The following is a 15,396-nucleotide window of genomic DNA, read 5'->3' on the forward strand; positions in this document are numbered from 1 at the left end:
CCGGCCGTGACCACCTACCTGGGCGAAGCGAGGTCACGCCCGGCCGTCGGCACGCCGGCGACCTGGGCGCGGTTCCTCCTCGGTTTCCTCATCCTGTGGGCGGTTCTCGCCGGCACGAGCGCGCACGACCCGACCGCGCGCTGGGGACCGGCGATCCTCGCCGCGGTGGTGGCGGCGTCGCTCGGCGTATCCCGGGGCTTGTACCGCCTGTCGCCGCGCGAGGCGGTCCAGGCGCTGGGTCTGGGCCGGCCCGCCCGGCGCTCCCTGGCGGTGGCGGCCGTGATCTCCGTACTGGTCCTGCTCGTCTGGCCCACCACCGCGCTGCTCACCGGCGCTTCGATCCCGCTACGACCCGACTGGCCCGTGGTGCTCGTCGGCATCCTCACCCTGCACGGGCTGGCCGAGGAGCTGGTCTGGCGCGGATTCGTGTTCCGCCTGCTGGCGCGGGGCCGGTCGTTCTGGCCGGCGGTGTGCTGGTCGATGCCGTTGATCGCGGTCACGCACCTCCCGATCGTGGTGACGTCCGGACCGGCGATCGGCTTCGGCGCGATGCTGGTCGCCGCGATCACCTCGATCGCGTTGAGCCGGCTCTACGTCATGGGCGGCGGCACGCTGTGGGCGCCGGCGCTGCTGCACACGGCGATCGACAGCTTCAAACTCGTGGTCCTGCCCGCCGCGGCGCCGGCGGTCTACCCGTTCTTGATCATCGGATTCAGCCTCGTCGTTCCGCTGCTGGTGCTCCTCGTGCCTCCGGCAAGGCGAGCCGCCACACATCAGCCAACTCAGCCGGATTCTGCACACAGGAGGTCATCATGATCGAGCGAACCACCGTCGCGATCGTCGGCGCCGGGCCCACCGGACTGCTGCTCGCCGGCGACCTGGCGCGAGCCGGCGTCGACGTGACCGTGCTTGAGCGACGCGGCACGGAGTCCAACCTGACCCGCGCGTTCGGCGTCCACGCCCGGACGCTGGAGCAGCTCGACGCCCGGGGACTGGCCGACGAGGTCGTCGCCGGCGGTGCGCCGGTCGAGCGGCTGCGCCTCTTCGACCACCTGCGGATCAACCTGGCCACCCTGCCGACCCGGTTCCCGTACCTGCTGATCACCCCGCAGTACAACGTGGAAAGCGTCCTCGAGAAGCGGGCAACGGCGGCCGGTGCCCGCATCGTGCGTGACGCCCAGGTCACCGCGGTGCGCCAGGACGCCGACGGCGTGGCGCTGACCGTCGACGGTGCCACCGTGCGAGCGGACTACGCGGTCGGCGCGGACGGGGTGCACAGCGCCGTGCGAGACGCGCTGGGGCTGCCGTTCCCCGGCAAGTCGGTGCTCAAATCGATCATGCTCGCGGACGTGCGCCTGACCCACGCGCCGGAAGACGTCCTCGCGGTCAACGCGGTCGGCGACGCGTTCGCGTTCGTCGCGCCGTTCGGCGACGGGTGGCACCGCATCTTCGCCTGGGACCGCCGCAAGCAGTTGCCCGACACCGCACCGGTGACGCTCGACGAATTCCGCGACGTGATGCGGCGTGCGCTGGGCACCGACTTCGGCCTGCAGGAGGCGCGCTGGATGTCCCGCTTCCACAGCGACGAGCGCCAAGCCCCGCACTACCGGGTGGGCCGCGTGTTCCTGGCCGGGGACGCGGCGCACGTGCATTCCCCGGCCGGCGGGCAGGGCATGAACACCGGGCTTCAGGACGCCGCCAACCTCGGCTGGAAACTCGCCGCCGCGGTCCAGGGCTGGGCACCGGACGGGCTCCTCGACACCTACGAGAGCGAGCGGCACCCGGTCGGCCGCCTCGTCCTGCGCAGCAGCGGCGCCATCATCCGGATGGCGATGGTCCGATCCCGCGCCGGCCGGCTGACCCGCAACCTACTCGGTGGAGCCGCGTTGCACCTGCCACCCGTGGCCCGCAAGGCCGCCGGCACGATCTCCGGCATCGGGATCGACTATCCCCGGGCGCCCCGGGCACAGGACGTCCCCTTGCAGGATTCCCGGCGCTTGTACGAGGTGCTGCGCGCCGGCAAGTTCGTCCTCCTGGCGCCGGAGGAAGCCCAGTCCGCTTTGGACGGCCGGCACGACCGCGTGGTGCTGGCATCACCGGCCGACGCCACCATGCCCTGGACGCTGGTACGCCCGGACGCCCACATCGCCTGGCGCGGCGGACCCGCCGGCCTCCGCACCGCGCTCCTGGAAACCGGAACCCCTACCAGCTGATTGCCCGCCGGCGGCGTTCGCTCCGGTACGAACGCCGCCGGCGCCCCGGCCTGCTCAGCGCCGGACTGACTGAACCCCCGAAAGGCAGGAAGATCATGAACGATCCCGACCGGGCCGACGTCTTCACCTCCGCAGGCAAGCGAGCTAGGCTGTGGCGCATCCCGACGATCTTGGCGGTAGCCACCGCTGGGCTCATCGTCTCGTCCATCGTCCTGGACGCCGGCAGCGAGCGCGCCCGCGATCTCGCCCTGCTCATCGGCGCGCCGACGCTGTACGTTCTGCTGCCCGCCACGGCGGTGAGCTTCGTCGTCGCGCTGGTTCTCCGGATCCGCCGCAGGTAAAGGTGTTCCCTTTTGGGTTCTATTGAGCGATAGTGGGGGAGTCTGTGGTTTTACAACGTTGTAAAACGTCCGGGAGGCTCGATGCACAGGCGGCTGTCCAAGAGACGTAACCGACGCGGACGTGGCGCGATGGCCTGGCTGGCCGCAGCCGGCCTCGCCGCCCAGATCGCCTTCGCGGGGGTCGCGAGCGCGGCCGTCGACGTCTCGGCTTCCCCGGCGCCGGGGGCGGGAACGCACTTCCTCGACCACTCCGCCGCGCTCGCCGGTTACGCCGATCCTGCCTGGTACGAAGCGAACATCCCGTTCGTCGACCTGCCGGACGCCACGATGCAGAGCGTCTACTACTACCGGTGGCGAGTGTGGAAGGAGCACCTGCGCTACACCAATCCCACCGACGGCTGGATCTCGACGGAATTCCTCGACTGCTGCGGCTACGCCGCGCCCTACCAGGCGATCAACGCGGCCGCGGGCCACCAGCTGACCGAAGGGCGCTGGCTGCGAGACCCCGGCTACGCCCAGGACTACCTGCGGTTCTGGCTCACCGGTCCCGGCGCCGGACCCAAGCCGGCCGTCGAGGACGTCAACGCCGACACCACCGACTGGGCGCACGAGTACAGCGCGTGGCTGGCCACTTCGGCCTACGGCCAAGCCCAGGTGACCGGCGACTTCGCGGCCCTGCGCGAACTGCTTCCCGCCCTCGTGCGCCAGTACCGCGGCTGGGACAAGCAGTTCAACGCCGAGCTCGGCCTGTACTGGTCGGTGCCGGTCTGGGACGCCATGGAGTACTCCGCCTCCTCCTACGAGTCGTCCAACCCGTACCACGGCGGCGCCGGGTACCGCCCGACGCTCAACTCCTACCAGTACGGCGACGCCGTCGCGATCAGCCGCATCGCGGACTCGGCCGGTGACCACCGGCTCGCCGCCGAATACGCCCAGCGCGCCGCCGCACTCAAGGCCGCGCTGCAGAAGTGGCTGTGGGACCCGAAACGCGGCTTCTACTACGCGATGGCCCGCGACGGCAACCCGGACCACCGGCTGTCCGGCAGCCGCGAGGAGATCGGGTTCGTCCCGTGGATGTTCGGCGCCGCCGGCTCCGGGAACAACGCGGCCTGGTCCCAGCTGCGCGACCCCGGCGGGTTCGCGAGCGCCTACGGCCCGACCACGGCCGAGCGGCGCAGCCCGTTCTTCATGAAGGACGCCGGCGACTGCTGCCGCTGGGACGGCCCCAGCTGGCCCTTCGCCACCTCGCAGACCCTCACCGGCCTCGCCAACCTGCTCGACGACTACCCGGCGCAGGCCACGATCTCCAAAGAGGACTACGCCGCGGCACTGGCCACCTACGCCCGGACCCAGACCAAGGACGGCAAGCCCTACGTCGCCGAGGCCCACGACCCGGATCGCGACGCGTGGATCTACGACGGCCACGGCCGCAGCGAGGACTACAACCACTCGACCTACACCGACCTGGTCCTGTCCGGCCTGATCGGGCTGCGCCCGCAGGCCGGGGACACGCTGGACGTCCGGCCGCTGGCACCGTCCACATGGGACCACTTCGCCGCCGAGAACGTGCCCTACCACGGGCACAACGTGACCGTGCTGTGGGACCGCGACGGCCGGCACTACGGACAGGGCGCCGGGATGCGGCTCTACGTCGACGGACGGCTCGTCCGGCAGTCGGCGACGTTGCGGAACACCACGATCGACGTCGGCCGCCCGTGCACCCCCAGGACCGACGACCTCGTCAACGACGCCGCCAACCCGCTGCGCACCGGTTATCCCCGGCCGATCACGTCGTACACGTCGCCCTACGACAACGCGTGGAACGCCCTCGACGGCAAGGTCTGGTACAACGAGGTGCCCCAGAACACCCGGTGGACCAACTACGCCTCACCGAACGCGAACGACTTCTACGGTGTCGACTTCGGCGCCCCGACGCCGGTCGGCGACATCCGCTGGCACGGCTACGACGACGGCGGCGGGGTCAAGCCGGCCGCGGCCTACAGCCTGCAGTACTGGACCGGCTCGGCCTGGCAAGAGGTTCCCGGCCAGGTCCGCGAACAGGCGAGGCCGGTAGGCAACGGCGTCAACCGCATCACCTTCCCCGTCGTGACCACCAGCAAGGTCCGGCTTCTGTTCACCAACCCGCCGGGTGCGTTCGTCGGCGTCACCGAACTGCAGTCCTGGACGCCGTCGAGCCCGGACGCCCGGATCGGCGTCGGGCCCGCCAACGCCAACGGCGTCGTCACGGTCAGCCGGAGCATCCCCATCGGCGTGACGGTGCGCAACACGACGCAGAGCCCGCTCGTCTCGCCGCGGGTGAGCATCGCCGTGCCGGACGGCTGGTCGGCGACCCCGGCCGGGCGGCCCTCCGCCGCCGCGATCCCGGCAGGCGGGTCCCGGACGTGGAGCTACACGCTGACGGCACCGGCGGGCGCCGAGCCGGGCAGCGCCGCGACGCTGACCGCGACCGCGTCCTACCGCGGCCCCGGCGGCCGAACGGAAACCACGCACCAGCGGCAGAACCTTCAGGTCGCCCATCTCGCGGGCCAACGCGATCCGGTCGGCGCCTGGCGTCTCGACGAGGGCAGCGGCACGATCGCCCACGACACAGCCGGGTCCCACGACGCCAGCCTGACCGGTTCACCCGCCTGGGTTCCCGGCGTGACCGGCACCGCGCTGCAGCTCGACGGAACGGGGCAGTACGCGCAGACGAGCGGCCCCGTCCTGGACACCACGGGCAACTTCTCGGTCAGCGCGTGGGTCCGGCTGGACCGCACGGACACGTGGGCGACCGCGGTCAGCCAGGACGGCGACCCGAGCAGCGGCTTCTACCTCCAGTACTCCGCGGCCGACAACCGCCTGGCTTTCTCGACCAGCGAGGGAAGAGCGCTGGCGGACGTGGCCCCGCAAACCGGGCGCTGGTACCACCTCGTCGGCGTGCACGACGCCGATGCGGGCAGCTACGTCCTCTACGTCGACGGTGTGGCACAGGCCAAAACCTGGACCCAGCTCGCAGGCGATGCCGCACCGGGCTCCCTGGCCATCGGCCGGGCGGTCTCCGGTGGCCACCACAGCGATCCGTGGCCGGGCAGTGTCGACGACGTCGTGGTCTGGAACCGGGTCCTGACCGCGGCCGACATCAAGGCCGCGCCGCGATGAGCCCACCGCCCCGGCCTGCCGGGCAGATCGTGGAGAAGCGGGGACTGCTCGCCCACGGGGACGGCATCGCGCCGCACCGGCACGCCGAAGGGCAGTATCCCCGCTGCTGCGGGAGGCGTTGCTGGTGCTCACCAGCGGTCGTGAGCTCCGCCGGAGGCGCGGGACCGGCTCCGCGGGGTGGTCGTGGACGAGCTGGTGGATGCCCACGAGGAACCGCTGTACTTTCCCGAGCCGGCTGACGATCGTCTTCGGGCGGTCACCGGCTTGTTGCACGCCGATCCCGCGACACCGTCGACCTTGCCGTTCGGGCGTCGTGGCGTCGGTGCGCTAGTCGCTGTCGGCGAACGGCTGTGTCCGGCCGAAGGCGCAGTCCAGGGCGAACTGGGAGTAGGACCACGCGTTGCGGAGTGCGAGGCCGGCGTCCATCTTCTGGTAGTTCTCGAACCCTGGCTGGGCGTTGTCCTGAATGAGCTGATTGTCTCGCCAGTGGGCGCACTCGTGCACGGAGATCTCGGCCCGCTTGAACGGGCCGAGATCCGCGAATCCCGAGCTGAAATAGATCGCGTCGGGCCACGACGGTCCAGGCTGTGGCTCCCCCTGAAGGCGAGGGCCTCGCAGGACGAAGGCTCTCGTCCGCGGTCCGAAAAGATCCTCCGGAGGGTCACGGAAGATCGAGCGTGCGTTGGCGTCCGCGAGCGTGTCCTCGATGCTCTGGTACACCGAGTCGATCGAGTTCAGAAAGTCCTGGAGAGTGGTGATCCGCGGGAACAGCCCGAGGGTGTCGATGGGCATGACCGGTTGTTTGAAGTGGAACCAGACCTTGTCGAAGTCGCGCAGCACGTTGAAGGGAATCGGCAGGCTGCGGACCCGGAAGTCGATCAGCTGGCGGAGCACAGCCCGGGTCTGCGTGACGACCGACCTGGCGCGCGGCAACCCGTCGACGGCTACATCTCGTGATGACACCAGTACCTCCGTGGAGTCAGCGCCGCACTCAGGCGATGGCTTCGTTCTCGTTCCCGCAGTAGTCCTGCGGGATCCCATCGAGGGCTGACTGTTTCGTCAGCAGTTCGGCGTCGAGCGCCGCCACGGTCCGCTTCCCCACGATGTCATCGGGGGTGACCTGCCCGGGCCCGAGGATGCTGCGAGCCGTCTTGAATGCGAGTACCGCGGAGGCGGTCGAAGCTCCGTAGCTCTCGGCGTCAATCTCGGCGGGGTCGATCGCGAGCCCGTCGATCATCAGCAAGGCGAGCTGGATCTTGGCGACATGAGGGCCGGACGACCCTTGGGTGACGTGGGCGCTGTCCTGGACGAGGCACGCGTTGAGGCGCGCGTCGTCCACGAAGAGCGGTGACTGCAGCGGCATAGCGCCTCCCTGGACTTCGCCGGGTGACCGGCGTCGTGTTCTGTCTGTCGGAGTCGGTGCGGTGACCGGGGTATCCGGTCGGAACTCGGTCATCTCGAGGCCCGCGTCAGCCTCCTCCCCAGATCGGCGGGATCGGGACGGTGTCGATGAAGACGGAACGCTCCTGCAGCTCGCGCGGCGCCGGGCTGTCGCCTACACCGTCCACGAGTTCCACCTCGCGCACCCGGAGCCGGACCGCGCCGGCGGCGGGCAGCGGCAGCACCGGCAGCACCGGCAGGGGAACGTTTCCTTCGCCGAACACCGGACCCGTGACGGTGCGCCAGGCGGGCACCCCGTCGTCATCCCCGCCGACGGAGATGAGATCCGTCAGGCCGTCGGCGACCTCGATGACGGCCTCGACGCGGTTGGCCGGGCTCGGCATGACGCCGCTGAGCGTGACTTCCACGCCACCCTCCGCCCGGCGCACGAGCAGGGAGCGGTCGGGCAGGACCGGGACCTTGTCGGTGACGACCGCGGTGGACAGCTCCAGATCCCGCAGGCTCTGCGGCTGGTAGCGGGCCACGACCAACTCGACGAACGGTGCGTAGGACTCGACCTGCCCGGTGCGGCTGAGTTCGACGTCGGCGTACCACCGGTCGCCTGCCCTGACCGGGGTATAGGCGGCCACGCGGACCTGCCGGTCCGGCCCGGGCAGGTTCTTCAGCGGTTTCTCTTCGTCCGCGCCCGCGAACCACTCGGCGGCCGGGAACCGCTCCGGGGCGGGAGTTCCCCACAACGGGTCGCGGCCGAGCTGGGTCACCGTGTCGGTGTAGTCCGCTGCGGTGATCACGGCGAGCCGTTCGCCCTCTCCGGTCTCGTACCACGGTGGAGACAGCTCGACGCGGACCCTCCTGCCTCGCCGCATCCGCACGATTTGGTCCGCGGTCGTCTCGGTCTGCCACGCGAACGCCGGATTGACGGCGAGCACCGTGGGCGGGGTCGGCCGGGCCGACGACGGGATGGAGACGGCCCGCTGCTCCTTCGCGACCCGGAAGGCCGAGTCCGGTTCCGCCGCGTCGAAGCACTGGCGGTACCGGCTGATCGCGGTGAGGCGGTAGGTGAGGGTGCGGTGCTTGGTGTCGCCGAACTCGTGGCGGAAGGTGAACGCGGGCGGCCGGCCGGGCGGCCCCGCGGCGATCGGTTCACTGTGGACCCGGTCGACCGCGGCCGGGTGGTCACCCGCGTCCGTCCACTCCGTCCAGCAGGCACCGATGTCGAGCCGTCCGGTGCTGGGCGAGTGCAGGCCGCCGCCGGCGAAGGCGACCTGGATCGTGGCGGTGGTGTCGTCCGGTTCTCGGTTCACGGCACCGGGGCGCAGCACCCACTGCGGTTCCGCGACCGGCCGCCGCACCGCGTGCACCAGCCGCAGGACCTGTGGCGGGGTGAGCTGCGGGTGACGCCCGTTGAGCGAGTCCGTCACGTCGACCGCGGCCTCGGCGAGCCAGTCCAGGACGCTGAAGTGGCCGGAGTACCTGTCGTGGATGGTCGACGACAGTTCGACGGTGGCCGCCTCGCCCTTGCCGAGGCGGACCAGGAGCACCTCGCCGTCACCACTCCACAGCAGGGCGACAGGGGTGTCCGGATCGGTCGACTCGGCCAGATCGATCCGCTTGGGTCGCGGGTCCGGCCACGGGGGACTCCACTCCTTGCGTCCGTCGTGCTCTTCGCCGGTGCTGTCCAGGCGCAGCACCGCGTTCACCCCGCCGGTCGCCGGGTCGGGCTGCGGGCCACCCGGGTCGTCGTCGCGCAGCGCGCGTTGGGCCCAGGCCCAGGTCTGCTCGTCGCCCGCGGGCGGGTCGAACACGCCGTGCTGCTCCGCGACCCCGAAGGTCACCGGCGGAGGGTGCACCGACCGCCGCTCGGCGGCCGGGTAGGCCGGGGTGGCGTGGTGCAGGTCCTCGGCGCTCTGGTCGTGATCGCTGCGGATCACCAGGGTCGTCACGGCCGCGCCGGGCGGGAAGGTGCCGGCCTCGGCGGCGATCCGCGGCGGCGGTACCGGTTCGTGCCGGGTGTAGCGCACGACCTCGCTGCACTGGGTGCTGTCCGTCTCCGCGCCTACCGGCAGGCCGCCGCCGGTGGCGTCGGCGACCCGCACCCGAAGCTGGTAGCGAGTGCCGAACCGCAGGGTGGGCAACGGGGCCACGTCGGACAGGTCGAACCGCCAGCCGAAGTCGTAGGGCAGCGGCACGGCCGGCTCCCGCCGCGGGCCCGGCGTGTCGTCGAGAAGGTTCGTCGGCGACACGGTATGGCTCCAGCCGCTCCACCTGGTCACCACCTCGTCGGCCCGTAGCTCGGCGTCGGCGCCACGGACCGCGGCGAAGGGCTTGACGTGGCCTTCCTCCGGTGCCCGCGCCGAGCCGATCGGCGTCCCGTTCACGGTGTAGGTGGCCAGCCGGTGGGTCAGCGAGCGCCACGAGCCGTCACCGGACTTGACGTCGAGGCGGAAGCCGAGCACGAGGTCCTCCGCGGTGAGCCGGGCGTCGTCCATCGAATCGGCCGTGGCGTTGGTGCGCGCGGCGTCCGCGCGGGCGGCGTAGTCCGCGGCACGCCCGGGCCGGACCAGCTGCAGCCCCGCCGAGCGCAGGTGCGGCAGGATAGCGGGCCGCTCGTCCGCGGTGCTGTTGGCCGCGTCGCGCAGCCGGCCGACCGCGCCGTCGACCTCGAACGTGCACACCGCCCACGGTGGCGGGCTGTCGTCGGGTTCGGCCTGGGGACTGACGACGTCCGCGCCCGCCAGGTCGACCACGCCGCGGCGGATCGCGGTCGCCGCATCGGGCGCCGAGGCGGGCAGAAAGTGCTCGTCGTCGAGGAGGTACGCCGTCCACGGCGCCCGCACGAGCAGGTCCAGGACGGGATCGGTGCACCGGATGCTCAGGTGCCTGGACCTGCGGGGATCGCCGACCTCGAGGTTGCGCCGGGACACCGCGAGCTCGAACACGAGCCCCAGCTCCCGAAGGACCGCTGGGTGCTCGCGCAGCATGGCCACCGTGCGGTGGAAGTCGGGCACCACCGGTGTGGGGATCGGCGGGGCCGGCGGTGGCGGCGGGGTGGGCTGCCCGCCCTGCCACGGGGCCAGCGCCTGGTCGACGATCCCCGGCGTGTCCTGGGGCGTTCGCGCCATCCGGGTCACGGTGTCGCGATAGGTGTGGCTGATCCGCTGGGCGTCGTCGTGGGTGCGGTCGACTGCGGGCGGGGCGTAGTCGCGGCTCGCCCAGTCGTTGATCAGCCCGCCTTGGCCGCCGAAGAACGCCTGCCACACGTCGAGGCGCGCCGCGGGCCGCAGCTCCGGGTGATCCGGCGCCAGCGCGATGCCCGCGCTGGTGTCGGTGCGCAGCTCGAAGGTCAGCCCCTCGAGGAGGCTCGGCCACTCCTGGAGCCCGAACTCCGCCAGCGAACTGCCCTGCAGCCGCGGCACGACCAGCACGCGGATCAGCGCGCTGGCGCCGTCGAGGCCGCTCGGGACCGCCACCCACAGCAGTTCGCTCATCAGCGCCCCACTTCGACGATGCGAGCCACTTTGTCGTCGCAGCCGGTCACGAGCAGTGCGCCGTCGCCGGTGAACGCGACCCCGCGCACCCGATCGGGGTGGATGAGCCGGAAGACCGGGGCCGCGGTCGCCGGATCGAGCACGGTGACCACGGCGTCCTCGGTGACCACTGCCAGCGGGCCGGCCGAGCTGAACGCGAGCGCGGTGACCGGTGCCGGGAAGTCCACCTCGGTCACCGGCGTGGGCGGGATCGCGGGTGCTGCCAGCGAAGTCAGGTGGACGGTCTTGTCGGTACTTCCGGTGGCCAGGAGCCTGCTGTCCGGGCTCACGGCCACCGCCGTGATCGCGTTGGTGTGGCCGAGCCGCAGCCGCACCTCGCCAGTGGCCGGGTCGAGCACGACCGCGGTGCCGTCTTCGTTTCCGCTGGCCACCCCCGTCCCGTCGGGGGTGAACGCGACCGCGACGACCTTGCCGGCCTGGGTGACGCTGTGCGTCTCGGCGCCGGTCGCCGAATCGAGGATCCGGGTGCTGTGGTCGGCGCAACCGGCGGCGAGCCGGGTCGCGTCCGGGGCGAAAGCGAGCGCGGTGACCGCGCCCTGGAGCTGCCGCTCCCAGAGAACCTCGCCGGTGGCGCGGCGCAGCAGGTGAACCTTCCGGTCCGAACCGCCGGCCGCGACCCACTCGCCTGCGCACGCGACCTCCGTGATCGGTCCGCCGCACTGCACCAGCCACGCCTCCAGCGCCGAGCCGCGGAACAACCGGACCCCACCGTCGACGCAGCCGGTGATCGTGTCCTGGTTGTCGGCGCTGAACGCGATCGCCGTGACAAGACCCGGGTGCCGGCGGCGCAGGCGCACCTCGTCGGTCTTCGTGTCGGCGGGGAAGGTCAGCAGGAACCGCTCGGTGTCGGCGACCCCGACCAGCGGCTCGCGGGGGTTGGTGCCGGCCACGACCGAGGTGACCGCGCCGCCCAGCGTGCGGGTCGCCCGGATCGAGCCGGTGTCGTACACGTGCACGTACCCCGTCAAGCCGGCTGTGGCGCCGCCGGCGAGCACTTGCCCGCCGTCGAGACTGAACACCAGGTCCACCACCCGGTCCTCGGTGACGTGCTGCCAGATCGGGATTCCCGTGCGTGCGTCCAGGACCACGAGTCCCGCGTTCGACGGGTCGTCCATGGTTTGGTTGACCGCGAGCAGCCGCAGGTCCGGGCTGAATACCGCGGTGGAGGACTCCGGCACGTGGGCCAGTGGGAACCGCGCGCGGCCGTCGGCGACCTGGTACACCCCGACCCCGTCCTCGACGACCACCGCGACCGCGGTGCCGTCCGGGCTGAACGCGACCGCGGTCACCGGCTGATCCTGCGGTGTCCTGATCAGCGGCCCCGGCTTGTTGTCCGCGGTGACCAGCCGGACGGCGCCGTCGTCGCAGCCCGCGGCGATGAACGTCGAGCCGGGGTCCACCACCACCGCCGACACGCGGTACGGCTGCTCCTGGTTGAACAGCTCGCCGCCGTCTGCGTCGACGACGAGCAACCCGTCACCGCACGCGATCGCCACGAACGCGCCGTTCGGGCTGACCGCGAGGTCGAGGACGTCGCGGTCCTGCTCGAGCACGTCCTCGCGGCGGAACGAGCCGAGGTCCAGCCGCCAGACCCGGCTGACGGGTTCCCCACCCTCGATGACCACCGGCCCCGATGACCACAGGAACCGCCCGTCCGGGGTGAAGGCCACCGAGCGTGGGAAGTACCGCTTGCTGTAGAAGGTCTGTTCCTGCTCGTCTGCGGGCCGCGGCCAGACCTGCTGGCCGGTGCGTGCTCGCAGCACCCGGGTGCGGGTGGCCAGTGTGTCGCCGCGGTCGGCGAACTCGGCGACGGCCACCAGCACACCGTCGGCGGACAGCGCCATGTCGAGCACCTGCCACGGTCCCGGTTCGGAGGCCCAGAGCGTGGTGCCCTTCTGCACGTCGAGCAGGTGGACCTGGCCCTGGGGGTGCTCGGGGTCCGGGCCGATATCGGTGCCGACGACGGCCGTGGCGCCGTCGAGCCAACGCACCCGCCACGGTGGCGCGGGCAGGCCGAACTGCTTGGCTGGGGCGCGATCGATCACGGGTTACCGCCTCGGGAGTCGTGCGCGAACGCTGCGCGATAGGACTGCCACCGCTCCAGGTCCGCGTCGGCCTCCGCCCGCGGCCCTGCGACCAGGCCGACCGGACGCTCCTGGGTGGACCCTCCGGCCAGCACCCATTCGCCGCTGTCGATCTCCACGCTGTCCGACCACAGCGTCAGGTCGATCTCGACGACGATGCTCGCCCGCCCGACCAGCGCCTTGCGCGCGGACTGGTACGCCAGCTCGATGCGCATCTCGATCGACACGGACACCAGGCCGAGCACCTCGACGCAGCCGCCGACGCGCAGGTAGCCGGTCAGCGTGACCGACCGGTCGGGCTCCAGGGCGAAGCGGACCCCGCCCAGCGCGTGCACCTCGCCGGAGGCCACCAGGAAGTCGATCGCCACGATGGCGCCGAACTCCAGCGCCGCCTCCAGCCGCTTCAGCCCGTCGCGGTCGAACGCGATCTCGATGTACCCGCCGCCGCCGAACATGAGGACGCTGAGCGCGAAGGGGGTGCGCCGTTCGGCGAACGACACCGACACCGACACCGGCCTATCGTCGAACGGCACCTCGACCGCGACCCGCAGCACGATGTTCCGCAGCACGAACGCGCCCGCGCTGACCGCGGGCACCGGAACTGCGTACCGCACCGTGATCCCGCTCGGCGTGACGTCGAGCAGCTGGCCCGCCGCGCCGAGGTCGACGGCGTTCTGCAGTTCCTCCAGCAGCTGCAGCGTGCCGAGGAACGTCGCGTCCAGGCCTCGCACGGCCAGGTCCGGCTGCTCGCCGGTGCGCTGGGTGTAGGTGATCGACCCGAAGTCCAGCCGCAGCAGGGCGGTCGGGCCCGGTGGGAACACGAGGGCGAAGTCGCGCACCACGCACGTGGTGACCCCGCCGTCCGGACGGAGCTCGACGCTGAGGTCCACCTGAGAGCGCGGGTTGGCCACGAAGGGGCCGATCGAACGCAGCTTGACGTTCTGCCACAGCATGCGCACCGTCGGCGGGCGCCCCGGTGCCAGCAGCGACGTGACCTGTGGCGGCACCCGCAACTCGGTCAGCAGGTCGCTGAGCGGGAACCCGAGCACGGTCGCGTCCGAGCCGAACAGCGCGGCCGGGTTGATCAGCCCGGTCGCGGGCGCCGGCAGGGCGGAGAGGTTCACCGGGCCGTGCAGCCGTGACAGCGCGTCGGCGGCGAAGTTCGGTGTCACCAGCGCGCCGGACTTGTCGGCGCGGTCGGCGAAGCCCAGGCGGATCGCCGGGCCCTCGACCTTGAACACCACGTCGGTGGCGGTGCCGGTGTCGAGGTACTGCTGGGTGAAAGCGACCGTGCGCTGCGCGGTGTCGCCGGTCAGCGACCGCAGGGCGGGGAGGGCGACCTCGACCCCGGCGAGGACGGGCCGGAAGGTGTCGGCGTCTCGTGTCCCGGTCAGTGCCAGCGCGTGCACCTCGTGGACGTCGCCCTCGGCGGGCTGGGCGGCGCGGACCAGGTCCACCGCGACTCCCGGCAGGGCAGCCGACTGCCGGCCGTAGACCAGCGCGAGTTCCTCGGCCAGGCCGGGGTCGGCGAGGACGTCGCCGGAGACGAACAGCAGCGGCACCTGGGTCAGGACCGGCCCAAGCGCGGTGTGGCACTCGATCGGGAAGCGCACCGGATCCACGCCGATCACCGGCCGGAAGTACCGCGGGGTGGCCTCGTCGGGCAGCCATGCGGGGATCGTCAAGCCGGTGAACACCCGGCGGGTGATCACGACGTCGTCGAACGGAAACCACCGTCGCAGCGTCGGGTCGGACGGCGGTTGCCGCAGTGGCTCGGTGATGGTGAGGGCGCGGACCTGGCGCAGGACCGCGGCGCCGTCGAGGTCGGGGTCGACGACCCGCTCGGTGTACTCGACGTACTCGGCGCGGTGGCCCAGCGGGTACAGCACGCCGCGGGCCACCAGCCGGACCTTCATGTCGCGGCCGAGCACGACCCGCTGTTCCCAGTCGAGGTTCGGCCAGGTCGCATTGATCGCCGTGGTCGCGCCCAGCGCGCTGAGCTCCAGCCGGGAGGTGGGCGCCGCGCCGTTGCCGACGATCATGGCCCGTTGCGCCTCGCCGATCGGCAGGTGGAACGGGTCCTCGAACTGGGCGAAGACCGGGTCGATCGGCAGCAGCCGGGGCCCGGCGTCCCCGGCCAGCAGCCGGGTGCGCCACAGCCCGGAGACGTCCTGGACGGTTTGCGGGTCGCCGGCGTGGACGGCGCGCACCTCGACGTCGGGAACGGACCGCAGCCGCCATGGCAGTTCCAGCACGGTGTCGTCCGGCCCCGCGCTGGGCGAGGTCAGCAGCGGACGCCCGGCCGCGGCGGAGAGGAGACCCGTGACGGTCAGGGGGATCAGCGTCTCCGCCACCACGTGGACGGCGATCGTGCTCGGACCCGACAGTCGCGCCCGCCACACCGGCACCGTGTGCGGGAGTTCGCCGACGACCTGCCCGTCGGGCCGGTACTCCGGGGCCGGGATGCCGGGTGTGGAGATCTCCTCGCCGACGTGCTGCGGCGGGAAAGTGAGGACCAGGCGGGCGTCCGCGGCGTCGGCGCGCAACGCTGGTCCGTCCGGACCGGCGACCACGGTCAGGCCGGTCCAGCGCACCCCCAGCACGACGTGGTCGGTGCCGCGCACGATCAGGAAGTCGGCCATCGCGTCGC

The 15,396-nt window shown here is 72.0% G+C and carries 9 protein-coding genes; 4 read left to right on the forward strand and 5 right to left on the reverse strand.

Annotated features, from left to right (window positions below):
* The first annotated feature begins 6 nt into the window (after positions 1-6).
* The 4 genes from CF165_RS08710 (at position 7) to CF165_RS08725 (ending at position 5,713) form a co-directional block, all read left to right on the forward strand.
* A complete protein-coding gene (locus CF165_RS08710; RefSeq protein ID WP_093946907.1) occupies positions 7-816 on the forward strand; it encodes a CPBP family intramembrane glutamic endopeptidase in 810 nt (269 codons plus the stop codon).
* On the forward strand, positions 813-2,213 hold the full coding sequence (locus CF165_RS08715; RefSeq protein WP_093946908.1) for an FAD-dependent monooxygenase: 1,401 nt from the start codon (positions 813-815) through the stop codon (positions 2,211-2,213). The genes CF165_RS08710 and CF165_RS08715 overlap by 4 nt, the downstream gene beginning before the upstream one ends.
* Before the next feature lie 95 nt (positions 2,214-2,308).
* On the forward strand, positions 2,309-2,554 hold the full coding sequence (locus CF165_RS08720; protein ID WP_093946909.1) for a hypothetical protein: 246 nt from the start codon (positions 2,309-2,311) through the stop codon (positions 2,552-2,554).
* 129 nt (positions 2,555-2,683) lie between these two features.
* Positions 2,684-5,713, forward strand: coding sequence for an MGH1-like glycoside hydrolase domain-containing protein (locus CF165_RS08725; protein WP_093946910.1), 3,030 nt, complete (start codon positions 2,684-2,686; stop codon positions 5,711-5,713).
* A gap of 327 nt (positions 5,714-6,040) precedes the next feature.
* Here CF165_RS08725 and CF165_RS50010 read toward each other — a convergent pair whose 3' ends face one another.
* The 5 genes from CF165_RS50010 to CF165_RS08750 form a co-directional block, all read right to left on the reverse strand.
* Entirely contained in the window at positions 6,041-6,676 is a 636-nt protein-coding gene (locus tag CF165_RS50010; RefSeq protein WP_143268486.1) for a M35 family metalloendopeptidase, read from the reverse strand.
* Between the two features lie 28 nt (positions 6,677-6,704).
* Positions 6,705-7,076, reverse strand: a complete 372-nt coding sequence (locus CF165_RS08735) for a hypothetical protein (RefSeq protein ID WP_093946911.1) — start codon at positions 7,074-7,076, stop codon at positions 6,705-6,707.
* 106 nt (positions 7,077-7,182) lie between these two features.
* Complete coding sequence (locus CF165_RS51100) at positions 7,183-10,602, reverse strand: hypothetical protein (protein WP_093946912.1); 3,420 nt, start codon at positions 10,600-10,602, stop codon at positions 7,183-7,185.
* Complete coding sequence (locus tag CF165_RS08745; RefSeq protein ID WP_093946913.1) at positions 10,602-12,707, reverse strand: WD40 repeat domain-containing protein; 2,106 nt, start codon at positions 12,705-12,707, stop codon at positions 10,602-10,604. Before CF165_RS08745 ends, CF165_RS51100 begins: the two co-directional genes overlap by 1 nt.
* Positions 12,704-15,388, reverse strand: coding sequence for a hypothetical protein (locus tag CF165_RS08750; protein ID WP_093946914.1), 2,685 nt, complete (start codon positions 15,386-15,388; stop codon positions 12,704-12,706). The genes CF165_RS08745 and CF165_RS08750 overlap by 4 nt, the downstream gene beginning before the upstream one ends.
* Positions 15,389-15,396 lie beyond the last annotated feature (8 nt).

The organism is Amycolatopsis vastitatis (genome assembly GCF_002234595.1).
Taxonomy (GTDB): domain Bacteria; phylum Actinomycetota; class Actinomycetes; order Mycobacteriales; family Pseudonocardiaceae; genus Amycolatopsis; species Amycolatopsis vastitatis.